This is a genomic window from Streptomyces sp. NPDC001137, assembly GCF_040298885.1.
Lineage (GTDB): Bacteria > Actinomycetota > Actinomycetes > Streptomycetales > Streptomycetaceae > Streptomyces.
This window is the reverse complement of sequence record NZ_JBEPBA010000030.1, coordinates 48998-72298: the sequence shown is the minus strand read 5'-3', so window position 1 is coordinate 72298 and position 23301 is coordinate 48998. Positions and strand designations below refer to the sequence as shown.

The window sequence follows — 23301 nt, the reverse complement described above, 5'->3', positions numbered from 1 at the left end:
CCGCCTGTTCCAGGCGGGCCCGGCAGCGGCATGTCCCATCGGATTCTTCGATACGACTTGGAAACCGGCATGCGGGTTTGGTTCCCTGATGGAGGACCGAGGAAGGACCGCCGTGAAAGGGCTGACATGTCGAGTGACCGCATCCGCGTGGCCGTGATCCTGTCGAGCGTACGCAGGGGCCGTTTCGGCCCGACCATCGCGAACTGGTTCGTCGGCACCGCCGACCAGCGCGACGACATCGAGGTCGACCTGGTCGACCTCGCGGACTACCCGCTGCCCACCGGGCTGAGCGACCAGCCGGAACCCGAGGTCGCCGAACTGCTCGGCGCCTTCTCGGCGCGGCTGGCCGAGGCGGACGGCTTCGTGGTGGTGACGCCCGAGTACAACCACAGCTTCCCGGCGTCCCTGAAGGCCGCCCTGGACTGGACCCAGCACGAGTGGCACGCCAAGCCGGTCGGATTCGTCGGCTACGGCGGCCTCGCCGGTGGCCTGCGCGCCGTCCAGCAGCTGAAGCACATCTTCACCGAGCTGCACGCCGTGCCGGTCCGCGACGCCGTCAGCTTCCACGGCCCCTGGTCGCAGTTCGACGCCGAGGGCAACCTCATCGAGGGCGCGAACGCGGAGGCCGCGGCGAAGGTGCTGTGGGACAAGCTGAGCTGGTGGGCGTTGGCCACGAGGGAGGCCAAGGCCCGTCGGCCGTACGACAACTGACAACCCGTACCCGACCGGTACCTCCCGCTGCCGTACCTGCCACCCCAGGGCTGCGGCACCCCCGCGGGCCGTCCCCTGCCGCACCCCATCCCTGGTGCCGCCGTGGACCCCATCGGGCCACCCCGAACCGCGTCCCCGTACCCACCCCCCGTTGCGGGGGCGCGAGAAAGACCCTGCCGAGCATCCGGTTCCTCCACACCGGGATGCTCGGCAGGGTCTTGCTGTTCCGCGCCGCGGAGGGTCCTCAGGGGCCTTCGGCCAGCAACTCCTCAGGAGCGGACGGTAGTTGCCGGCCCGTCAGGGTGCGCAGCGCCGGGTACGCGCGGGTGCTGCCCGCCAGGACTCCGCCCAGGAGGGTGCGGGCGTCGGGGCCCAGGACCAGCTTCGCGTAGGTGCCGGTGCGGGGGTTGTTCCGTATGTATTCGATCGCGCCCCGGGTGCGGGCGTGGGCGTCGCCGAAGCCGGCCACCTCGATGCCCAGGACCTTGAGTTGTGCCGAGGTGTCCGCTCCTGCGAAGGCCTCGGACGGAGCGCCGAGCAGTTGTCGGGCCACCGTCTCGGCCATGCGGAAGCCGGGGGCCGCGAGACCGTGGCAGCGGCCCGCCACGGCCGCGCACTCGCCGATCGCCCAGATGTGCTCGTCGGCGGTGCGGCACCACTCGTCCACCAGGAAGCCGCCCCGCTCACCGCGTTCGAGCCCGAGCGCGGCGGCGAGTTCGTCGCGCGGTCGCACCCCGGCGGCGAAGACCACGAGCCCGGCGTCCAGCACCGTCCCGTCGGCGAGCTGGACCCGGTCGGCGCGGCCGTCGGCGCCCGCGCGGACCGCGTGCAGTGTCGCCGAACAGTGCACCCGCACGCCGAGCCCACTGATCGCCTCGGCCAGCACCCGGCCGCCGCCCTCGTCGATCTGCTGGGCCATCAGCCACGGGGCCATCTCCACCACCTGGGCGCGCATGCCGAGCATCCGGAGCGCGTTCGCCGCCTCCAGGCCCAGCAGCCCGCCCCCGACCACCACCGCCGCCCGGCCCGGTTCGGCCGCCGCGCGGATCCCCTCGACGTCCTCCACCGTCCGGTACACGAAGCACCCCGGCAGATCGTGCCCGGGCACCGGCGGCACGAACGGCCGTGACCCGGTGGCCAGCACCAGTGCGTCGTAGCCGACCACACCTCCGTCGCCGCAGGTCACCGTCCTGGCCCGGCGGTCGACCCCGGTCACCGGCGTGCGCAGGCGCAGATCCAGGCGACGGTCGCGCAGGAGGTCCGCACCGGCCAGCGCGAGGTCGTCGAGGGTGGCACCGTCCACCAGGGAGGAGAGCGCCACCCGGTCGTACGCGGGCCGTGGCTCCTCGGCGAGCACGACGATCCGCCACTCGCCGTGCCGGTCCCGCGCGAGCACCTCCTCCACCAGCCGGTGGCCCGCCATACCGTGGCCTGCCACCACCAGGGTGCGCGTCCTCACGGGGTCCCTCCTTCGGGGGTGGTGCCGGCGGCGAGCGCCGCGCACAGGTCGCGGACGAGCGGGGCGCAGCTGCCGCACCCGGTCGTCGCCCTGGTCGCCCGGGCCAGCGCCGACCGGTCGTGCGCGCCGCAGTGCCAGGCGTCCATGAGGGCCTTTCGGGTGACGTTGTTGCAGTGGCACACCACGGCCTCCTCGGACGGTGGCCCGTCGCCCGCGTACTCGCCGTCGGCGCCGGTCAGCAGCGCCAGCAGGTCTGCGGGCGCGGGCATGTCATGGACGTACAGCCGGCTCACGGCGGCGACGGCGGAGGCCGAGCCGATGACGATCCCCTCGTGGATACGTCCGTCGCGCAGCACGAGGCGGGCGTAGCGGCCGCCCGTCCGGTCCAGCAGCGAGACGGTCTCGGCGGGGTCCCGCCCTGGCGGCGGCCCGGCCGGTGGGAGGACGACCATGTCCTTGCCCGGGGTGCGCGGCCTGAGCACGCGCCGTCCGGGTGTGTACGGCCGCTCCTGTCCGGTGAGGATCCGGGCGAGCGCGTCCGCCTGTTCCCACGCGTCGAGCACGGTCCGGCCGGGGATGCCCTTGTGCTCGGCGCAGTCGCCGATCGCGTGGATGTGCGGGTCGCTGGTGCGGAGCCGGTCGTCGACGACCACGCCCTCGCGCACGTCGAGACCGCTCGCCCGGGCCGGCCGCACCTCCGGTGTCGTGCCCGTGCACAGCAGCAGCGTGCCCGCCGCCAGGACCTGGCCGTCGTCCAGGACCACCTTGCCCGGTGTGTACTCCTCGGCCCGGCGGCCGAGGTGGAGCGTGACGCCCCGGTCGGCGAGCCAGTCCGCGAGCACCGCGGCGCCCGTCGCGTCCAGGTGACGGTCCATCAGCCAAGCGGCGGGATGGACGAGCGCCACCTCGTGCCCCGCCCGGCGCAGCGCCAGCGCCGATTCGACGCCGCGGACCCCGCCGCCGAGGACCACGGCGGGCCCCTCGGACAGCGGACGGCAGTCGGCCGCGGTGCGTACCGTGCGCACCCCCTCGGCGAGCTGGCCGCCCGCGGTGACCAGGCCCGGCACCGCGGGCACCCGCGGCCGTGCACCGGTGGCCAGCACGAGGACGCCGTACGGCAGTCGGCGTCCGTCGCTCAGCCGTACCGTGCGGCGCACGCGGTCCAGGGCCCGCACCCGTACGCCCGTCAGCTGCCGAATGTCCGGGGGCAGCGCGGGCAGGGAGAGGTGCCTCGCGCCGAGTGTGCCGTCGAGGACGGAGCCGAGCAGGGCACGGTTGTAGGCGGGGCGCGGCTCGGCGCCCACCACCGTCACCCCGCCCGCGTACCCGTACTGCCGCAGCCGGGCGGCCAGCCGGTGCGCTGCGGGCCCGCCGCCCGCGACGACGACGCCGGTCACGGCTGCTCACCCACCGGGGTCACCCGCACCGCGCTCACCTTGAACTCGGGCATACGGCTGCGCGGGTCGAGCGCGTCGCCGGTGAACAGGTTGGCGCGGGCGGCGCCCGGAAAGTGGAACGGCACGAAGACGGTGTCCGTGCGCACGGTACGGGTGAGCCGTACCCGCGCCCGGACGGTGCCGTACACGGAGCCGACCTCGGCGAACTTGCCGTCGGCCAGGCCGAGTCGGCGTGCGGTGTCCGGATGCACCTCGACGACGGCCTCCGGCGCGGCGGCGAGCAACTCGGCCACCCGCCGGGTCTGAGCACCCGACTGGTACTGGGCCAGTACCCGGCCCGTCGTCCCGTACAGCGGGAAGTCGCCGCCGGGCTCCTGGGCGGCCGGCCGGTGATCGACGGGGGTGAACCGGGCACGCCCCTCGGGATGGGCGAAACGGTCGAGGAAGAGGCGGGGGGTCCCGGGGTGGGGACTGGTACCGCCACCCCCGGTGCCCCCGTCCCGGCCACCGCCGACCGGACCGCCTCGCTTTCCGCCTGCATCACGCTGCTTTCCAGCCGCGCCGCCCGGGCGTTCGCCCGCGTTGTTCGGGCCTTCGCCCGTGTCGTGCCGGTCTTCGCCCGTGTCCGGGTCTTGGCGCGTGTCGGCCGGGCGTTGGCCCGCACCGTCCCGGCGTTCTCCCGTGTTGCCGCGGCCTTCGCCCGCGTGGTCCCGGCCTTCGCCTGTGTCCGGGTTTTGGCGCGTGTCGTCCGGGCGTCCGCCTGTGTCGTGCCGGTCTTCGCCCGTGCTCGGGCCTTGGCACGTGTTGTCCGGGTCTTCGCCCGCACCGTCCCGGCGTTCGCCCGTGTTGTCGCGGCCTTCGCCTGTGTCGTGCCGGTCTTCGCCCGTGCCCGGGTTTTGGCGCGTGTCGTCCGGGCGTTCGCCCGCGTTGTCCCGGCCTTCGCCCGTGTCGTACTGGCCTTCGCCCGTGTCCGGGCCTAGGCACGTGTCGTGCCGGTCTTCGCCCGTGCCCGGGCCTAGGCACGTGTCGTCGCGGTCTTCGGCTGTGTCGCGGGCCCTTCCGGCGGTGTTGTGCCGGTGGGTGTCGTTCTCGGTGGGGCACGGCCAGTGCAGTGGCTCTCCCGTGTCCAGGCGGTCATAGGTGATGCCGGAATAGTCCGCCGGGGCGCCGGCGGTGGCTCGGCGGAGTTCGTCGAAGACCTCGCGGGGGCGGGTCGGGAACCGGGCGGCGGGCTGGCCGAGGCGGACGGCCAGAGCGTGCAGGACTGCCAGGTCCGTGCGTACACCCGGGGGCGGGGTCAGATGGGCGCGGCGGCGCAGGACCCTGCCCTCCAGGCTGGTCAGCGTGCCCTCCTCCTCGGCCCACTGGGCCACCGGCAGGACCACATCGGCCAGGGCCGCCGTCTCCGAAGGCACGAAGTCGGCCACCACCAGCAGGTCGAGGGCACGCAGGCGTTCGGTGACGTGGGCGGCCCGGGGTGCCGAGACGACCGGGTTGGAGCCGAAGACCAGCAGGGCTCGGGGGCCGTCGGCACGGCCGAGGGCGTCCAGCAGCTCGTACGCACTGCGGCCCGCCCCGGGCAGGGCGTCCTCGGCCACGCCCCACACGGACGCCATGTGCGCGCGGGCCGCCGGGTCGGTGAGCGAGCGGTAGCCGGGCAACTGGTCGGCCTTCTGGCCCATCTCCCGGCCGCCCTGCCCGTTGCCCTGCCCGGTCAGCGTGCCGAAGCCGTTGCCCTCGCGGCCCGGCAGACCGAGCGCGAGGGCCAGGTTGATGAACGCGGCGACGGTGTCGGAGCCCTTGCTGTGCTGCTCTGCGCCCCGGCCGGTCAGGACGTAGGCCCGGCGGGCGTCGCCGAGCATCCGGACGGCTGTCCGCAGGTCGGCCGCCGGCACCCCGGTGACCTCCTCCACCCGCTCCGGCCACCAGGCGACGCACTGCTCCCAGGCCGCGTCGAAGCCGCTGGTGCGCTCGTCGACGTACTCCTTGTCGACCAGGCCCTCGGTGACGGCCAGATGCAGCATGCCGAGGGCCAGGGCGAGGTCCGTGCCGGGCGCGGGCTGCAGGTGCAGCGCGGCCTGCTGGGCGGTGCGGGTGCGTCGCGGGTCGACGACGACCAGGTCCGCGCCCTCCAGGTGGCGCATCAGCGGCGGCATGGTCTCCGCCGGGTTGGCCCCGGCCAGCAGGATCACCTCGGCCCCGGCCAGGTCGGTGACCGGGAACGGCAGCCCGCGGTCGAGCCCGAAGGCCGCCGTGGCCGCCGCTGCCGCCGACGACATGCAGAACCGGCCGTTGTAGTCGATCTGGCTCGTGCCGAGGGCCACGCGGGCGAACTTGCCGAGCGTGTACGCCTTCTCGTTGGTCAGCCCGCCGCCGCCGAACACCGCGACCGCGTCGGCGCCGTGCCGGGCCCGGAGCTCCTTGAGCCGCCCGGCCACCAGGTCGAGCGCCTCGTCCCAGCCGGCCGGCGCGAGCCGGCCATCGGCCCCGCGCACCAGGGGTGTCAGCAGCCGGTCGGGGGTGGAGAGCAGGGCCGGCGCCGTCCACCCCTTCTGGCACAGCCCGCCCCGGTTGACCGGGAAGCCGGCCGAGGGCCGCACGGCCACCGCGCCCCGCTCACCCGACAGCACGGTGGAGCACTGCAGCGCGCAGTACGGGCAGTGGGTGGTGCTCTCCCGCCCGCTCTCCGGTTCAACGGACATGGGAGGTCCGCTGCTGCTCGCCGGCCGACAGGGGAGCGGACCTGCGCTCGCCCCGCAGGTACACCACGCGGATCACGGCCGCGCACAGCGCGTAGAAGGCGAGGAAGGCGTAGAACGCGGGCTCGCCGCCGCCCGGCCCGCCGTACGCGGAGCGGAACACGAGGTTGATGGCGACACCGCCGAGCGCGCCCACCGCACCGGCGATGCCGATGACCGCCCCGGACAGCCGACGCGAGCGGGCGAAGGCGGCGGCCGCGTCATGACCGGAGGTGACGGCCACCTCCGCCTGCCGGGCGAAGACCGCCGGGATCATCTTGTACGTCGACCCGTTGCCGACGCCGCTCATCACGAACAGCGAGGTGAACCCGGCCACGAACAACGGGAACGAGCCGCTGCGGGTGGCGAGGAGCAGGATGCCGGTCCCGGCCGCCATCCCGGCGAACGCCCACAGCGTCACCCTCGCACCGCCGAACCGGTCGGCGATCCTGCCCCCCAGCGGGCGGGCCACCGAACCGAGCAGCGGCCCGAGGAAGGTGAACGAGGCGGCCTGAAGCGGAGTGGACCCGAACTGGCTCTGCAGGACGAGACCGAAGGCGAACCCGAAGCCGATGAACGAGCCGAACGTGCCGATGTACAGCAGGGAGATCCACCAGGTGTGGGCGCACGCGGCGGCCTCGCGCTGCGCGCCGCGCTCGGTGCGCAGCACGGCCACGTTGTCCATGCGGAGGGCGGCCGCCACCGCCACCAGCGCGATCAGCGGCAGGTAGACGGCCGCCACGTACGCCGGATGTGTGTCGCCGACCGTGGAGATCACCAGCAGGCCGAGCAGTTGGACCGCGGCGACGCCCAGGTTGCCGCCGCCCGCGTTCAGGCCGAGGGCCCAGCCCTGGTGGCGCTGCGGGTAGAAGGCGGTGATGTTCGTCATCGAGGAGGCGAAGTTGCCGCCGCCCGCCCCGGCCGTGGCGCCGATCAGCAGGAACACCCACAGGGGCGTGCCCGGCCGCTGCACGAAGTACACCGTCGCGGCGGCCGGGACCAGCAGCACCAGCGAGGCGAACACGGTCCAGTTGCGGCCCCCGAACCGGGTCACCGCGTAGCTGTACGGCAGCCTCAGCAGCGCGCCCACCAGCGTGGGCACCACCACCAGGAGGAACTTCTCGTCGGGGGCGAAGGCCAGTCCGATCCTCGGCGACATGAACAGCACCAGGACCGACCACATGCTCCACACGGAGAAGCCGACGTGCTCGGAGAGCACGGACAGCACCAGGTTGCGCCGGGCGATGCGCCGGCCGCCGCCCCGCTCCCACAGGTCCTCGTCGTCGGGGTCCCAGTTCTCGATCCACCGCCCTCGCGCGGTGCGTGCGCTCGTCATCTTCTCCTCGGCTTTCTCCGGGCGGACCGGTGGGAAGGGGGTGCGCGGGTTTCAGTACCGCAGCGCGCGGTCGACCAGGGCTCCCGCGGCGCCGGTGTAGGCGGCCGGGTCGCACAACCCGGCCAGATCGGCGGAGAGTTCCGACGGCAGCACCGGCAGGTCGGCCAGCACCTCGGCCAGCGGACGTCCGGTGGCGGCCGCCGTCCGTGCGGCCTCGGTCAGCGCAGCCTTGGCCTCGGCCTTGCCCAGCAGCGGGGCGAGTCGGGCGGCGACCCGCTCCGACACGGTCTGACCGGCCGTCAACTGCAGGTTGGCCAGCATCCGTCCGGGCCGGGCCTGAAGCCCCTCGGCGAGCTCCACCGCCGTGTGGGCCGCGCCGCCGGCCAGCCGCAGGCACTCGCGCAGCAACTGCCACTCCGCATGCCAGGCGCCGGCCGACCGCTCGTCCTCCGACACCAGACACTGGGTGAGCGCACCGGCCAGCGCGGGCACCTGCAGGGCCGCGCTGCGCAACAGCGTGGCCAGGACCGGGTTGCGCTTGTGCGGCATGGCGGAGGAGCTGCCGCGCCCGGCCCCACCGGGCTCGGCGACCTCGCCGACCTCGGTGCGGGCCAGCGACTGCACATCGACGGCGATCTTGCCGAGCGCCCCGGCCGTGAAGGCCAGCGCGGCCGCCAGGTCGGCGACCGGTGTACGCAGCGCGTGCCAGGGCAGCACGGGACGGGCAAGCCCGGTCTCTACGGCGTAGGCGTCGACCAACCGGTCCACGTACTTGCCTGGTTCGGGCTGCCGGGCTTCGGTGTCGACCGCTGCGTACTCCAGATAGCCGGCCAGGGTGCCGGCCGCTCCGCCGAGTGAGACGGGGAGCCCGTTCTCGTGGACGCGGGCGAGTCGCGACTCGGCGTCCAGGACCAGTTGGCGCCAGCCGGCCGCCCGTAGGCCGAACGTCGTCGGTACGGCGTGCAGGGCGAGCGTGCGGGCGACGGCCGGGGTGTCCCGGTGCCGGGCCGCGAGGCCGGCCAGAGCGGCGGCGGTGCGTCCGAGGTCGGCGCGGATGATCCCGAGTACGCGGTGGGCGACCAGCATGGTGCCGGTGTCCAGGACGTCCTGGCTGGTGGAGCCCCGGTGTACGAACTCGGCGGCCCGGGCGTCCTTCTCGGCCACCACCGCGGTGAACGCCTTCACCAGGCCGACCACCGGGTTCGCGGTCTCCCGGGCGGCCACCGCCAGGGCCCGCAGATCGAGCCCGTCCGCGTCGGCCGCCCGGGTGATGGTCTCGGCGGCCTCCTTCGGCACCGTACCGAGCGAGGCTTGCGCCCGGGCCAGGGCGGCCTCCGCGTCCAGCATGGCCTGCAGCCACGCCCGGTCGCCGGTGGCCGCCTCGACGGGCGTGCCGGCCCGCACCGGCGACAGCAGTCCGACGTCCGCGAGGGCGTCGGGCGGCGAGGTCACACGATCACCCCGGACAGATCGCCCTCGGCGTCCACCGGCCGTACCCCGACCGGTACATGGGCAACCGGCGGCAGCGCCAGCACCGAGCGGGCGATCGCGTCGGAGTCGCCGAGGGTGACGGAGTCCACGCCGGGGCGGATGCCGGCCGCGGTCACCCAGTGCACCGACTCGGTCGGGACGCCGTAGGCGAAGCGCCGCGGGTGGGCACGGCCCCGGCCGTCGAGCAGCCGGTACGGGCGCTCGGTGACCGCGAGCCCGCCGGTCTCGTAGCTGGTGCCGCCGGCGCCCGCGATCCGGTACGGGGTCGCCTGGTCGGTGTCGAGCAGGTGCTGCAGCAGCGGATCGTCGGTGCGGCGCAGGTCCGGCTCCGGCAGCCGGGCCTCGATGAGCGCCGTCGCCCGCACCGGCTCGCCCGGCACCGCCGTCGACGTCGCCACGTACACCTGGGCCGTGGTGTCGATACGGACCTGGGTGCCCGGGCCGGTCAGGGTCAGTACGCCCGCCTCGACGAGCGCGATCATCTCCTCGATGCGGGAGGACGGCGGGCCGATCGACAGGAACGCGTTGAGCGGGGTGTACCAGCCCTCCAGGTCGTCGCGGTGCGAGTTGCCGTCGAGGCCGCCGTGGTCGACCGCGAGCCGGATCTCGTTGCGCAGGTCGCGCAGGACGTCCAGGGCGGCCTTGAGGGGGCCGGTCACGTTGCCCTTGCGGGACTCCTCGACATCGTGTCGCAGATGGCCGAGCAGCCAGCCGGTGAAGTCCTCCCGGTCGGTGAACTCCCTTTCGCCGTACGGCTTCGACAGGCGCTCCCAGTCCCAGCGCTGCCCGGCCGGGATGCCGTACGCGTCGAGCAGGGCGGCCGGGTCGGCGTCCGGAGCCAGCGCCAGCAGCCGCTCGGTGAACTCCTCACGGCGCTCCCCGTCGCCGCGCTCGGCGAGCAGGGCGCCGTAGTAGACGCTCTCCACCTCGCGCGAGATCAGCGGCCACAGGTCGCTGCCGAAGGAGACCGGGGCCCCGGTGGTGGAGCGCTTGCGCAGCGTCGCGATGTACTCGGCGGTCAGCAGGCGGGGGTAGTAGCGGCCGGTGGCGCCCTTCTCGTTCTCGCCGCGTGCGTGGTAGGGGACACCGCGCCGGGAGAAGGCGTACAGCTTCGGCTCCTGGCCGGAGGGGCGGTAGACGAGCCCGCCGTCCGGGACGCGTTCGAAGCGGCCGCCGCGGCCCAGCGTGAACAGGGCCATGTGGTCGAAGAAGTTGAGACCGAGGCCGCGCAGCAGGACGTTCTGGCCGGGGCGGATGCCGCTCAGGTCGAGGTCGGCCGGGTTGGCCGGGGTGACGTAGGTGAGGTGGTGGATGCGGGACAGGCTCGCGGTACGGGCCTCGCGGGCGGACAGCCGGGCCGGGACGTGACCCTGCGCCATGATGACGGCGTCCAGGGCGTTGAGCCGGGTGCCGTTCTCCAGGCGGATGCCCTGCGGGCCGCCGGGCACACCCTGGGTGTCGGCCGCGGCGACGGCGCGGGAGCGGTGCACCCGGACCTCGACATGGGCGGGCGCGGACCGGACGATGCGCTCGAAGCAGTTCTGCAGGTAGCGGCCGTAGAAGGCGCGCGTCGGGTAGGAGTCGGGGCCCAGGCGGCGGGCCTCGTCGAGGGCGGCCGTGTCGAACTCGGCCGGGTCGCCCAGCAGGGCCAGGCTCTGGGCCCACTCGTAGAGGCTGGGGCCGGGCTCGACGGGGCCGTCGATGTGGGCGCTGTCGTCGGTGAAGACGGTGATCTGTGAGGCCACGGTGTTCATCAGCAGATGCTGTGACTGCTCGGTGCGCCACACCGTGCCGGCGCCGGGCGCGGAGGGGTCGACGACGTGGACCGTCACCGCGCCGTGCGCGGGCGCGTGGCGCTCGTTGGCCAGCAGCCGTTCCAGTACCGACAGCCCGCGGGGGCCGGCACCAATGATGCAGACCTCGAGAGTGCTGCTCATGCGGATACTCCGTTTCTGGACAGGGGGCGTCCGGCGGCCGGGAAGGGGAGACCGGCCGCCGGACGGGCTTCGCCGTTGCGGATGCGGGTGGTGAGGGGTGTCAGCGGCCGGGGCCGGCTGCCAGGAGGCGGGCCAGTTCCAGGCGCTTGATCTTGGTGGTGGCGGTCTGGGGGAGATCCTCCAGGCGCCACTGGACCGGGTCCGCCAGAGCCGGGAGGTCGACGACCGCTGTCTTCCACGCGATGTCGTCCAGCGGGGCGTCGTCGCGGGTGCACACGACCGGCACCGCGCGGCCGTCCGGGCCGGGGATGATGATGACCTCGACCAGTTCGGGCAGGCGGGTGAAGAGCTTGTCCTCGATCTCCAGGGTGGACTGGACGCCGGGGATCTCGTCGACCTCGCGGTCCAGCAGGTGCAGACAGCCGAACCTGGTGCGGTAGCCGAGGTCGCCCATCCGCCACCAGCCGTCGTTGACCTGCTGCTGCCAGCGCTGGTGCTCACCGAGGTAGGTGACGATCCTGCCGTCGCTCCTGACCTCGATGAAGCCGGGGTTGTCCTTGGTGACCGGCTCTCCGTTGCGGCTGACCACCCGCACCCCGGTCATGCCCGGGAAGGGCACGCCGACACAGCGCCCGTTGAAGTCGGCGCCGTCCTTGAGGGAGTACGTACGGGCGGCGATCGGGCCGACCTCGCTCTGCCCGTAGGCCTGGGCGAAGCGGCGGCCCTTGCGGCGGGAGGCCTTGAGCAGGGTGTTGACGGTGCGCGGGTGGATGGCGTCGAAGGTGCTGGAGAAGTACTTCACGTTGGCCAGCGGCCCGCGCGGGTCGTCGCCCAGCACCTCCCAGCGCAGGAACGTGTTGGGGTGGGCCTCGATGAAGCCCGGCGGGATCTGGCTGAACAGGTCGCCCACGGTCTTCGGGTCGTCGTCCCGCAGGACGATCAGCGGATGGCCCTGCAGGATCGAGATGGGCATCGCCGTGAACATCCGTGAGTGCACGAACGACACATGTACGGCGATGGGCTCGCTGCGGCGCACGGCGGCGCCGACGACGGTGGCCTGCGGGCGGTAGCGGGACTGGAAGCTCATGCCGGTGTGCACGGCCAGCTTCGGGGTGCCCGTGGTGCCGGAGGTGTGTGTGATGAGGGTCGGGTGGTCGATGGGCATGGCCACCGCGGGGACGCGCTGGACGCCGGCCAGCGACGCGAACGGGGTTGCGCCCTCGTGCTCGCCCGAGGCCAGCAGCACCTTGCGCGACAGGTCGAAGACCTCGGCGGGCAGGTGGTGGTCCAGCTTGTCCTGGTCGGTGACGAGGAACGGCTGCCCGACCCGGCGCAGCAGTTCGGCGACCGTCGCGCCGTCCAGTTTCGGCGACAGCAGCACCGGGATGGCTCCGGTGCGGGCGACGGCGCAGGCGAGCAGGGAGATGTCGAAGCCGTCGCTCTTGTGCACCACGACGTGGTCCCCGGGCCGCACCTTGACGGACCACAGCCGGGAGGCGAAGTCGTCCACCAGGTCGGCCAGTTCGGTCAGCGTCATGCGCCGGCCGAGGTGGGGCGCGATGTCCAGGTCGTGATCCAGGATCACGAAATTCGCCGGATGCCGGGCCGCCGCTCGGTCGAACAGCGTGCCCAGCCGAATTCCCTTGCTTCCTATTCGCTGGAGAAACATGTAACCGATCTCTCGTCCATGGCTGCGGATTCCTGAAGGGATTGCGGATCTCTCGGCCGATCGCTCAGCCGGCGCTGTTCTCGATGACGTCCTTGATACGGGCCAGGGTGTCGTCGAGGTCCTGTTCGAGCTTCGCCGTCCAGTCGTCGACGAACCGCTTGCGGGCGTCCTCGTCGAGATCGGCGACGATCTTGTGGATGCCGGCGGTGGCCTTGCCCATCCGGAAGTGGTGGACCAGCCAGGAGGTGCCGTCGCCGGCGTCCTCGACGTCGAAGCCCCAGATCGACTCCTGGTCCTCACGGGCATGGGTGAGCATCATCCAGCGGAAGGTCCGGCCGGGTTCGGCAGCCACCACACGGGCCTCGGTGTACCAGGTGCCGCGCACCAGGGGGGCCCAGCCGACCACGTCCTCGCTGCGCAGGTTCTCGCCGCGGAAGACCGAGCCGACCGCCGAGGGCTCACCCTCGATCCACTCGCCGCCCATGCACTCGGGGCTCCACTCCTTGCTCCGGGTCAGATCGCTGACCACGGCGTAGATCTCGGCCGGGCTCGCAAGGACGCGAATGCGGGCGTCGAGTTCGAAGAGCGGGGAATTGTTGATGACGGATTCGTTGTTGACGGGTTCGTTGTCGACGGTTTCGCCGGTGGTGTTTTCGTCGATGACTGTCATGGCGGTAATCCTGCCGATTCCGGGATACCGCGGGCAATGAAGCCGTCCGGGGTCCGTCAAGTCGAATTGCGGTCTATTCCTTTCCGGCTTCCCGTATCCGCAGGACGAGCTTGCCGTGCACCTTTCCCTCCTCCAGAAGGCGGTGTGCCTCGGCGGCCCTGGCGAGCGGCAGCACCTCGGTGGCGCGCGGGCGCAGCCGGCCGGACGCCAGCAGCCCGTTGATGCCGCGGGCGGCGTCGGCGAGTTGGCCGGTGTCGGCGTGCGAGATGGCGAAGCCGTGCACGGAGCGGTCCATCAGGTACAGCGGTCCCACGGGCAGCACCGGGCGGGTGCGCAGCCCGGCAAGCAGCACGATCCGGCCGCGACTCGCCAGCAGGTCCACCGCGCTCTCCAGGTCGTTGCGGCCGGAGGTGTCGATGTGGACGTCCACGCCGTCGGGAGCGGCGGCCCGGATCTGTCCGGCGACGTCGGCGGAGCGGTAGTCGACGACGTGGTCGGCGCCCAGGGAGCGTACATAGGGCTCGTCGCGGGCGGAGGCGACGGCGATCACCCGGGCGCCCGCCCGGGCCGCCATCACGACGGCCGCGCTGCCCACGTTGCCGCCTGCGCCGAGCACGGCGACGGTCTCGCCGGCGCGCAGCCGGCCGTGGGTGAACAGCGCCAGGTGCGCGGTCGCGGCCGGGTGGGCGAGGGCGACGGCGTCCACCGGGTCCACCCCGTCGGGCAGATGGTAGAGCCGGTCCACGGGCACCACCGCCTGCTCGGCGGCGGCCCCCTGACGGCCGTCGTGGCCCAGGCTGTTGCACCACACCCGGTCGCCGACCCGGAAGCCGGTGGCGCCGGGGCCGGCGGCGGCCACCGTGCCGACCAGGTCGCGGCCGATGACGAAGGGGAACTGGAGGGGGGTGCGCCAGGCACCCGAGCGGACAAAGGTGTCCACATGGTTGACGGCGCTCACCTCGACGTCGACCAGCACGTCGTGCGGGCCGGGCACGGGCGGCGGCAGCTCGCCGTGGCGGATGACGTCGGGGGAGCCGAGTTGGGTTGTGTAAGCGGCACGCATGGTCGCCGAGTCTGGCACCGCCCCCGCGGCGCGCGGCAGCGTCGGCGGCGATTGCGCACCACGGTCCGTCAGGTCGCCTCCCCCTGTGTCAGGTCGGCCGAACGGCGTGTCAACTCCGCCTCCCGACAAGCCCGTTGTGCCTCTACCCTGCCGGTCGTGTCTCTCACCCCGACCGACGTGGCACCCGGGGACCGCCGGATGTCCGCGCACATACGACCACTCCTGCTGGCCCTGCGGCCCGCGCTCACCGAGGCGGACTTCGACGACTTCGCCGCCGAGGCGCACGCGCAGGGCCTGACCTTCACCGCCGCGTACGACACCGACGGCCACTGCGCGGCGGTCGCCACGCACCGGGTCCTGGCGACCAGCCGGGGCCGGATTCTCTTCGTCGACGACCTCGTCACCGACCCCGCCCGCCGCTCGTCCGGCATCGGCGCGACCCTCCTCGCCCACCTCACAAAACGCGCCCGCGCGGCCGACTGCCGACGCATCGAACTCGACTCCGGCACCACCAACTTCGCCGCCCACCGCTTCTACCACGCCCACCGGATGAACATCTCGGCACTGCACTTCGCACTGGACGTGGAGGACGGATGAGCCCGGCCAGGCCCGACTGCTTCGGCCGGGGCCCGCGGGCACACCGGCGCCGGGGGCGCCGACGCCTCGGCCGCCGTGAGGTGTGCTCTTCAGGTGGCGGTTTCGGTGGTGAGAGGCCGGGACCCGAGCACGGGCGCACGGTCCGTGTACCGGTCCGTCCTGCTGCGGCGCGGGCCTGTATCGCGTCGTCGGTGCCTCGCCGCCGTCGGGGCTCGCGTCGCGCGAGGGTGCCTTGGTCGGCCCTTGGTCCAGCCTTGGCCGGTCCCGCCGAGCGTGTGCGCATGCCGTATCCCCGGCACCCGCGCCGCAGGCACCGCATCCGCGGTCGGCGCGGCCAGGCAGCACAAGAAAGCGGAAGCCACCTCACATGACCGACACCACTCTTGTCCGAGGCGAGCAGGATGCCCCGGCCGCAGACCGCCTCTCGGAGCTGACGGCAGCGCTGACCCAGGATCTGGCCGCCGGGTCCTGGTGCCCCGGCCCGCTGGAGCGGAGTCTCGCGCGGCGGCTGCTTCTCGCCTCGGCGGGAGACCGCGAACTGACCGCCGACCGCGTGCGCACCGTGCTCTGGGAGGGCGCGATGGCCATCCACCACGTCGGCGAGGGCCGGCTCGCGTCCCTGCTCGGGCAGTTGGTGGCCGTGGCCGTCGCCCGGACGCCGGACACGGGCGCCGGGAGCGGTGCGCGCCTGCTGCTGGAGCGGATCGCGCACGAGGAGGGGGAACACGGTGACCTCCGCTGAGCCCGTTCCCGTCGACTTCTGGTTCGACCCGGTGTGCCCATGGGCGTGGATGACCTCCCGCTGGCTGCTGGAGGTCGCCGGGCACCGAGCCCTCGACATCCGCTGGCACGTCATGAGCCTGGCGGTGCTGAACGAGGGCCGCGAGGACCTGCCCGAGCGCTACCGCCGGCTGCTGACCGAGGGATGGGGCCCGGTACGGGTGGTCATCGCCGCCCAGCAGAAGTACGGCGAGGAGGTGACCGGCCGGCTCTACACCGCGCTGGGTGAGCGCATCCACCGGCAGGGCCTCGGGCCGAGCCGGGAGGCGATCGTGGGGGCACTGGAGGAGGCCGGCCTCGCCCCGGAGCTCATCGAGTACGCCGACCAGGACACCTACGACCGGGAACTGCGCGCCTCCCACCAGGAGGGCATCGACCGGGTCGGCCAGGAGGTCGGCACCCCGGTGATCGCCCTGCCCGGACCCGACGGGACGTCGACGGCCTTCTTCGGTCCCGTCGTCACGCCCGCGCCGCGCGGCAAGGCGGCACTCGACCTGTGGGACGGCCTGGTGCTGCTGGCCGCAGCCCCCGGCTTCTACGAGCTCAAGCGCTCCCGCACAAAGGGCCCGGTCTTCGACTGAGACCCGCAAGGGCCGTGCCGCCAACCGGTGGCACGGCCCTTCGCGCGTCGCCCTTCACACCTCGCCCTTCGCTCAGGTCGCGTCTGCTGCCTGGTGTTCCTGATTCCGTTCCTCCTGATCCACCGGTTCCCGTCGGAACCGGGCCGGGGGTTCGGGGACGCGCAGGGCGAGCACGCCGAGGGTCGCGAAGAACACCGCCCAGCCCGTCCAGCCGGCCCAGTCCCAGCCGACACTGGTGCTGATCAGCGGCGGGCCGACGACCGTCGTCACGGCGAAACCCAGATTCAGCGCCGCGAGATGACTCGTCCTGTGGCCCTCGGGGATGTGCTGCAACGCCGCCCCGGTGGTGCCCGCGGTGATCATCAGCTCGCCCAGCGACAGCAGCAGCGCCGCGGCCACCACGACCCCGAGGTCGAACCCTCCCCCGCCCAGCGCCGTCAACGGCACCACCAGCGCGCCCGTCCCGGCCAGCAGACCCCCGCCGCACATCAGCGCCCGCGCCCGCGCGAGCCGCTCCGAGCCCCTGCTCAGCCGTACCTGCAGGGCTACGACGACCGCCGTGTTCAGCAGCTGGATCAGCGTCACGGTCCACGGCGGCGCCTGGGTGCGCTGCACGATCCACAGCGGCATCCCGATGCCCAGCAGCAGCGCCGACAGCGTGAGCGCCCCGTAGAGCACGGTGATGGAGAGGAAGGCGCGGTTGCGCAGCACACGGGCGCGCCCCACCGGCTTGCCGGGCGCGGCGGCCGAGGCGGGGAAGCCGCGGCAGACCACCGCACAGCACAGGAACAGCACCGCGGACGCCACCAGCACCGCCCGGTATGCCCAGGCCTCACCGACGGCGATCGCGGCGCCCGCGGGCAGCGCGCCGGCCGCCATGCCGGCGTTGCGCAGGGTCCGCAGCCGCGCCAGCGTGCCCACGGCCCGGTCGCCCGGGACCCGGCTGATCAGCCCGGACTCGATCAGCGGGCCGATGCCCCGGCTGAGCACCCCGGCCACCGCCGCCGCGACCAGCGCCTGCCCGAAGGAGGCGACCGAGGCGAGCGCGAGGAAGGCCGCGCAGCGGATCGCGAACAGCGCGCTCAGCACGGAGCGGACGCCGAAGCGTTCCGCGGCCCGGGCGATGGGCATGGCGCCCAGCAGCGACGCCACGCCCGAGGTGCCGAGCACCACGCCGATCTGCTGGTTCGTCAGACCGGCCGCGCGGTCGAGGAACAGCACCGACGACGACAGATACATGCCGAGGCCGAGCGCGTCGCACAGGCCCACTCCGTAGAACCTGCGGGGCGGCGCCGGCTGATTCACGGCGGCCCGGTCAGTCACGGTCCGCCCTTGTCGTCGCGTCGTATCCCGGCACCAGCCTGATCGCCAGGGCCTCTTCCACTCGCCGGGCGGCGGCGCGGGCGGCGGCCCGGTCGGGGGCGTCCACCATGAAGCTGGCGAGATGAAGGGTGCCCTGGCGGCTGACCCGCTGGCCGGACTCGAAACGGGGGGAGACGTAGACGAGTTCGGGGAAGGTCCGCAGGACCTCCGCGACCGGGGTCTGGCCGGCCACCCGCCAGTTGCCCGCCGGGATCGGCAGGAACCGCAGCAGGGCGACCCGGGTGAACTCGGGCAGCCCGGACGGCGGCAGGCCGAGCGCGCTGCGGCCGATCTCGGCGGCGTAGTCGTACCCGGCGGCCACCTTGAACATGGTGGGCAGCGGTCCGCCCGCGCGCGCGTTGACCTCGATGACACGGGGGCCGTCGGGCGTCAGCGCGATCTCGGTGTGCACCGCGCCGACGGTCAGCCCGATCGCCCGGATCGCCTGGTCGGCCACGTCGATCACGGCCGCCCGCGTCGCCCCGTCCAGTCGGCCGGGCAGCACGACGCCCTCCTCGGCGTAGCCGTGCTCCAGCGGCAGCCGGTCGGAGACCGCCAGGTGATGGGCGGTGCCGTCGGCCAGCAGCGACTCCACACTGCAGTAGGCCGCATATCCGCTGTCGCCGTCCGTCTCCAGCGCCATCCGCTGCTCCAGCAGATACGCCTCGTCGGACTGCAGGAACGGGGTCTTCTCGGCGCGTGCGGCGGCGAAGGCGTGGATGAGCTCCGCGTAGGTGGACACGAGGCGGACGCTCTGGCTGCCGGCACCCAGGGAGGGCTTGAACACCCCGGGCAGCCCGACCCGGGCGGCGGCCGCCGCGAGGTCCCGCTCGCTGGTGATCACCTCGAACTCGGGGGAGGGCACCCCGTGTTCGGCGAAGGCCAGGCGCTGGCGGGCCTTGGACTGGGCGACCGCCACCGCCTCGGGCGGGTTGCCGGGCAGACCCAGCGCCTCGGCGATCTCGGCCTGCGGACGCAGCAGCAGTTCGGAGTACGTCACCACGCCGTCCAGCGGCAGTCGGCCGTGCAGGGCGACCGCGGCCTCGACCGCCGCGTCCAGGTCGGGGGCGTCGAGGAACTCGCCGCCGAGACCGCGCCGTTGCCAGTCGGCCCGTACCTGCTCGGAGGGGCGCCAGGCGGTGACGTACACGACGCTGACGGTGTCGGAGACGCCGGCCAGCGATGCGAGGGCCTCGTCGGGGGCGTGGCCGCCGATCCCGGCGAGGAGGAGAAGGTGGGGGGAGCCCATGATGTGAGGCCTTTCAGGTCAGGACGGGGAAGGATGCAGGAGCCGAACGGAAGGACAGGAGTTCGCCGACCAGCACGTCGAGCCGCCGGTCGAGGAAGCGGAGGGCGTCCGGGTGGACGAGGTCGGATGCGGTGGTGGCGACATGGGTGGGCGTCGCCCAGCCGCTGAGCGCCCGGACGACGGTGCGCAGCTGGTCGCAGGCGACACCGGCGCTGCGCGGCCCGCCGCCCGCGGCGATCAGGCCGACCGGCCGTCCGGCCAGCGCGTCGCCCTTGAGGTGGTCCAGCGCGTTCTTCAGCAGTGCGCTGTACGAGCCGTGGTAGACGGGTGTGGCGAGCACGGCGCCGTCGGCGCGGGCGACGCGGGCCCGCAGCAGCGCGGTCTGGCTGCCCGGCGGCGGGTCGTCGTAGTCGGCGAGGGCGTGCGGCTCGGGGAACTCCACGGCCAGGTCGACCAGTTCGAAGCCGCGGCCGGCCCGGTCGATGCGCTCGCCGGCCCGCAGCAGGATCTCGCGGGTCACCGAGCCCTTGGCGGCGCTGCCGAGAATGCCGAGGATCACCGCCGTACCCCCTCGTCCACCGGGGCGGTCACCACGCGTATCTCGCGCTCGGCGCGGGCCAGCAGCCGTGACAGCTCGCTGTGCGAGTCGTGGACGAAGACATGGGTGCTCACGCCGGTGCCGGAGAACGTCGAGGCGGGGACGGTGTCGCCGACGTGTGCCGGCACGGACCGGAAGTGGGCGTACTGCGCCACCGCCGAGTCGTCGTACTCCAGCAGCCGTCCGCCCCCGCTGTAGTGCACGGTCCAGCCGGCGTACGCGGCGACGGGGTCCCGGCGCCCGCTCAGCGGGTCCTCGCCCGCGTCGGCGAGGAGCTTGGCGTGGCGCAGGTCGATGCCGTCGGTGGCGAGGAACGCCTCCGTGACCCCACCGCCGCCGGGCCGGCCGGCCACCTCGCAGAACGTCAGCCGCTCGCCGGTGACGAACGCCTCCAGGTGCAGCACCCCCGAACGCACCCGCCAGGCGTCCACGACCTGCGCCAGCAGCCGGCCGGCCGCGGCGCGCACCGCCGGGTCGGCGACGGTGGCCGACGACAGGGGCAGGCCGCTCCTCAGGGCCATGGTGTCCCGCTCGTAGACGGACACGTTCCACACGGGTTCGCCGTCGTGTACGACCGCGTCGATGTGGCACATGGGGGCGTCGACGAACTCCTCGCACAGCTGCGTGCCCGGCACGAACTCCTCGCGCAGCCAGGCCTGCAGGGCAGGCCAGGAGGAGACGACGGCCACGCCCTGGGAGCCGGAGGCGGCCCGCGGCTTGAGGACGACCTTCCCGTGGCGGTCGAACATCTCCGTCACGTCGTCGGCGGTCCGGGCGAGCAGCCCGTCGGCGCAACGGATCCCGTGCCGCCGGGCGATCCGCTTCATGACGGCCTTGTCCATGAACCGGCGTACCTCCTCGGGCCGTTCCCCCAAAACGTCCAGCAACTCCCTTATGCGGGCGGCGGGTTCCAGCAGCCGCTCCGACATGGCGGCCACCCGGTGCACGGGATGCGCGGTGTGGACGGCACGGGCGAGGGCGGTGAGAGAGAAGTCGTCGGTGAGGTCGGTGCGCACGGTCATGTCGGCGGGCCCGGTGCCGGCGGCCGAGGTCAGCACACTCGTCCGGAAGCGGTCGGCGGGCAGTACGGGGGTCGTACCGTCCGCCGAGGTCCAGGTGGCGGCGCCGAGCCGGTCGAGGAGCAGGACGTGGGTGCGGTCCCGGTCGGCGGTGCGCAGGACGAGGGACCGGGTCAGCCGGGTGGCGGCCTTGCGCGCCGGTCCGTGTCCGTCCGCGACGACGGTGTGCCGCAGCCATACGGGGGGCTCGGCCCCGTCGTGCTCGGCACCGGCCCCCATGAACACCTCGGCCCTGAACAGCCCTGGTCGGGCGCCGAGTTGACCGGCGGTGGTGGCTTCGACGACCCGGAAGCGGCGGGCGGGCGCTCGCAGCTCGCTCTGCACGGCGACGGTGCCGCGATGCGCTCCGCGCGGGCTACGGCCGAGGGCGGTGTCGGCGACGGCGCAGACGAGGCTGCGGGTGTGGGTGGCGTCGTAGAGGTCGATGGTGGCGGTGTCGAGGCCGGGGAGGAGCACGGGGGTGTCCGGTCCGGCGGTGGGGAAGACACAGCGGACCACGCCGTCCGACCGGGCCTCGCGTACCGCGCGTACGGCGCGTTCGGTGAGCGACGCCCTCTGGTGCGGGCTCAGGCTCGAGGGGCACACGCGGGTGTCCGGTTCCTCGTCGATGACGGCGAGGACGTGGACATCGCCCTGGTGTGCTGCCACCAGGACGGTGTGGCCGGGCGGCGGGGGAGCGGTGGCCGTCGAGCCGGGTGCGTCCTCGCGCAGCTGGGCCGGGACGGCGGCCGGGGAGAAGGTGAGGGCTGCGCGGACCGGCCGGGTGGCATGCACGACCCGCGCGGCGGCCCTGACCTCCGCCGCCGTCGCCGCCCTGTGCCACTGCCCGTGGTACTGCCGCCCCCACAACGCCCGCGCCGCGCCCTCGCCTTCCGGCCCCCCGGTCCACACCACGCTCACCTGCGCGGTCACGGCCCCGAGGGCGGCAAGGACCCGCTCGGCGGGGTCATCGGCACCGAGCAGGAGGAGCAGGTGGTCGCCGGAGGGGGCGTCGGCGCGGACGGGCTCGGCGGCTGTGGACCGGGCGGCGACGGCCCGGGCGGTGGGGGGCCGGGTCGCCGCGGTGGGCGTGCCGCTGCCGTGGCGTGCCGCTGTCGCGGGGCCGTCCAGGGCCGGCCGGGCCCCTGCCGGCGGCTCTCCGGTGCCGGGCCGCGCCGACCGCGTCGTGGCCACCTCCGGCTCCACCCCCGCCGCCACCGGCTCCAGTTCCAGCGACGTCACGATGCGTTCCGCGGCCTGTGCCGCCGCCCGCGCCGCCTCCTCACCGGTGCGGCCCCGGGCCAGGACGTATCCGAAGCGGTCGTGGTTGGTGCGCAGGGCCCGGACGCGGTCACCCGCGCCGACGGCCACGTGGGTCTCGATCACGTCCCGTGTGAGCGCGTCCGCGGGCTTCACGCCGCGTACCACCGCGTCGACGGGGCTGCAGAGCTGGTGGAGGGCGACGACGCTCTCCGCCGGCGCAGCCTCCTGCACCGGCTCCCCGACGGCCAGCGCCACCAGGTCCCGGGTGAGCGAGCGGCCCAGTGCCAGGGACATCTGACGGGTCACCACATGGCCGGCGACCCGGGCGTTGATCTCGATCAGCTCGGGGCCGGTCGGGGTGAGCAGCAGTTCGGCGTGGACGGCGGACGCGCGGATGCCGAGTGCGCGGACGGCGTCCTGGACGAAGGCACGGGCCGCCGCCTCCTGGTCGATGGCTGCCGGGAAGTGGCCGCCCAGCTCGGCCGCCTGTCCGGGCGGCGCGGGCAGCCGCTCGGCGAATCCGAGCAGTACCACGCGGTCGCCCTGCACCAGCAGCTCCGCGCTGACATGCCGGCCCACCGCGTACTGCTCGACGAGCGCCCTCGGCGGGGCCCCGTCCCGGCCGGGCGGCGCCCCGAGCACCTCGGACAGCGCACGGGCCGCCGCCGCCCGGGTCCAGGCGACGGTCACCCCCACCGACCAGCCGCCCGCCGTGGGTTTCACCACCACGGGCAGCCCGATCTCGTCCACCGCGGCCAGCCCTTCCGCCTCGGTGGTGGCCAGGCGCCAGTCGAGCGAGCCCACGGAGTGCTCCGCGAGGCGAGCGCGTACGGCGGCCTTGTCGCCGAGGATCCGGGCCGTCTCGAGGGACTCGTGCGGCAGACCGAGGTCCCGGGCGAGCTCGGCGACGGCGAACGGGTACACCTCGTCGCGGCCGATCACCCCGTCCGGCGGGGTGGGACCGAGCTTTCCGCGCAGCCGCTCGGCGAGGTTTCCGGCGGCCAGGTTCTCCACTTCCACGAGACGCGCGGCACGCGAGGCGAGCTCGAATCCCGGTTTCCCGCGATAGGCGGCCAGATTCCCGGAAACAAAACTCACCTCGATTCCCGAGTCCGCCATCTCCGCGACCATGTCGAATCCGCGGACGGATGTCGTCTCCACCAGAACTATGTGCACGCCCCTCAGCTCCCCGACCCGGTCGTCCAGCGTTTGCGATCAGCGTCCGCCAGGTCGCCGCTCCCCTCAAGGAGTCCCGGGGGAATGGGTCAAGTAGCCCGCACCGGCCGCCTGTCAAGAGCGCCCGCCGGAATATCGGAAGTTGCCAGATTGCGTTCCGTCCGCT

The 23301-nt window shown here is 73.8% G+C and carries 17 protein-coding genes; 4 read left to right on the top strand and 13 right to left on the bottom strand.

From position 1 onward, the window contains the following. The first annotated feature begins 126 nt into the window (after positions 1-126). Complete coding sequence (locus ABT254_RS40175) at positions 127-711, top strand: NADPH-dependent FMN reductase (protein WP_351481983.1); 585 nt, start codon at positions 127-129, stop codon at positions 709-711. Positions 712-955: 244 nt separating this feature from the next. Here the strand turns inward: ABT254_RS40175 and ABT254_RS40170 are convergent, their stop codons facing one another. The 9 genes from ABT254_RS40170 to ABT254_RS40130 form a co-directional block, all read right to left on the bottom strand. After that, on the bottom strand, positions 956-2170 hold the full coding sequence (locus ABT254_RS40170; RefSeq protein WP_351481980.1) for an FAD-dependent oxidoreductase: 1215 nt from the start codon (positions 2168-2170) through the stop codon (positions 956-958). After that, positions 2167-3567: an FAD-dependent oxidoreductase gene (locus ABT254_RS40165; protein WP_351481978.1), complete on the bottom strand. Its 1401-nt coding sequence runs from the start codon at positions 3565-3567 to the stop codon at positions 2167-2169. Before ABT254_RS40165 ends, ABT254_RS40170 begins: the two co-directional genes overlap by 4 nt. Beyond that, complete coding sequence (locus ABT254_RS40160) at positions 3564-6269, bottom strand: molybdopterin-dependent oxidoreductase (RefSeq protein WP_351481975.1); 2706 nt, start codon at positions 6267-6269, stop codon at positions 3564-3566. The genes ABT254_RS40165 and ABT254_RS40160 overlap by 4 nt, the downstream gene beginning before the upstream one ends. Continuing rightward, positions 6259-7641: a nitrate/nitrite transporter gene (locus ABT254_RS40155; protein WP_351481969.1), complete on the bottom strand. Its 1383-nt coding sequence runs from the start codon at positions 7639-7641 to the stop codon at positions 6259-6261. The genes ABT254_RS40160 and ABT254_RS40155 overlap by 11 nt, the downstream gene beginning before the upstream one ends. Positions 7642-7692: 51 nt before the next feature. Continuing rightward, the gene (locus ABT254_RS40150) at positions 7693-9093 is read right to left on the bottom strand and encodes a nitrosuccinate lyase (protein ID WP_351481966.1); all 1401 of its coding nucleotides are present in this window, start codon (positions 9091-9093) and stop codon (positions 7693-7695) included. Further along, on the bottom strand, positions 9090-11069 hold the full coding sequence (locus tag ABT254_RS40145; protein ID WP_351481963.1) for an FAD/NAD(P)-binding protein: 1980 nt from the start codon (positions 11067-11069) through the stop codon (positions 9090-9092). Before ABT254_RS40145 ends, ABT254_RS40150 begins: the two co-directional genes overlap by 4 nt. Before the next feature lie 100 nt (positions 11070-11169). Further along, positions 11170-12738, bottom strand: a complete 1569-nt coding sequence (locus ABT254_RS40140) for a class I adenylate-forming enzyme family protein (RefSeq protein WP_351481960.1) — start codon at positions 12736-12738, stop codon at positions 11170-11172. A 64-nt stretch (positions 12739-12802) separates the two neighbouring features. Continuing rightward, entirely contained in the window at positions 12803-13408 is a 606-nt protein-coding gene (locus ABT254_RS40135; RefSeq protein WP_351481957.1) for an SRPBCC family protein, read from the bottom strand. Positions 13409-13481: 73 nt separating this feature from the next. Next, positions 13482-14471: an NADPH:quinone reductase gene (locus tag ABT254_RS40130; RefSeq protein WP_351481954.1), complete on the bottom strand. Its 990-nt coding sequence runs from the start codon at positions 14469-14471 to the stop codon at positions 13482-13484. A gap of 156 nt (positions 14472-14627) precedes the next feature. Here ABT254_RS40130 and ABT254_RS40125 point away from each other — a divergent pair, with 156 nt between their 5' ends. From ABT254_RS40125 to ABT254_RS40115, 3 genes are all read left to right on the top strand, one after another. Then, positions 14628-15068: a GNAT family N-acetyltransferase gene (locus ABT254_RS40125; RefSeq protein ID WP_351481951.1), complete on the top strand. Its 441-nt coding sequence runs from the start codon at positions 14628-14630 to the stop codon at positions 15066-15068. Positions 15069-15435: 367 nt separating this feature from the next. Beyond that, on the top strand, positions 15436-15810 hold the full coding sequence (locus ABT254_RS40120) for a hypothetical protein (protein WP_351481948.1): 375 nt from the start codon (positions 15436-15438) through the stop codon (positions 15808-15810). Then, the gene (locus tag ABT254_RS40115) at positions 15797-16429 is read left to right on the top strand and encodes a mycothiol-dependent nitroreductase Rv2466c family protein (RefSeq protein WP_351481945.1); all 633 of its coding nucleotides are present in this window, start codon (positions 15797-15799) and stop codon (positions 16427-16429) included. The genes ABT254_RS40120 and ABT254_RS40115 overlap by 14 nt, the downstream gene beginning before the upstream one ends. 72 nt (positions 16430-16501) lie before the next feature. Here ABT254_RS40115 and ABT254_RS40110 read toward each other — a convergent pair whose 3' ends face one another. Genes ABT254_RS40110 through ABT254_RS40095 form a run of 4 tightly spaced genes read right to left on the bottom strand, consistent with a single transcriptional unit; the run spans position 16502 to position 23135 of the window. Further along, complete coding sequence (locus tag ABT254_RS40110) at positions 16502-17752, bottom strand: MFS transporter (RefSeq protein ID WP_351481942.1); 1251 nt, start codon at positions 17750-17752, stop codon at positions 16502-16504. After that, entirely contained in the window at positions 17745-19040 is a 1296-nt protein-coding gene (locus ABT254_RS40105) for an ATP-grasp domain-containing protein (protein WP_351481939.1), read from the bottom strand. Before ABT254_RS40105 ends, ABT254_RS40110 begins: the two co-directional genes overlap by 8 nt. Positions 19041-19053: 13 nt before the next feature. Next, positions 19054-19599 (bottom strand): NADPH-dependent FMN reductase, encoded by a 546-nt coding sequence (locus tag ABT254_RS40100; protein WP_351481936.1) that lies wholly within the window; start codon positions 19597-19599, stop codon positions 19054-19056. Then, positions 19596-23135, bottom strand: coding sequence for an ATP-grasp domain-containing protein (locus ABT254_RS40095; RefSeq protein WP_351481933.1), 3540 nt, complete (start codon positions 23133-23135; stop codon positions 19596-19598). The genes ABT254_RS40100 and ABT254_RS40095 overlap by 4 nt, the downstream gene beginning before the upstream one ends. Positions 23136-23301 lie beyond the last annotated feature (166 nt).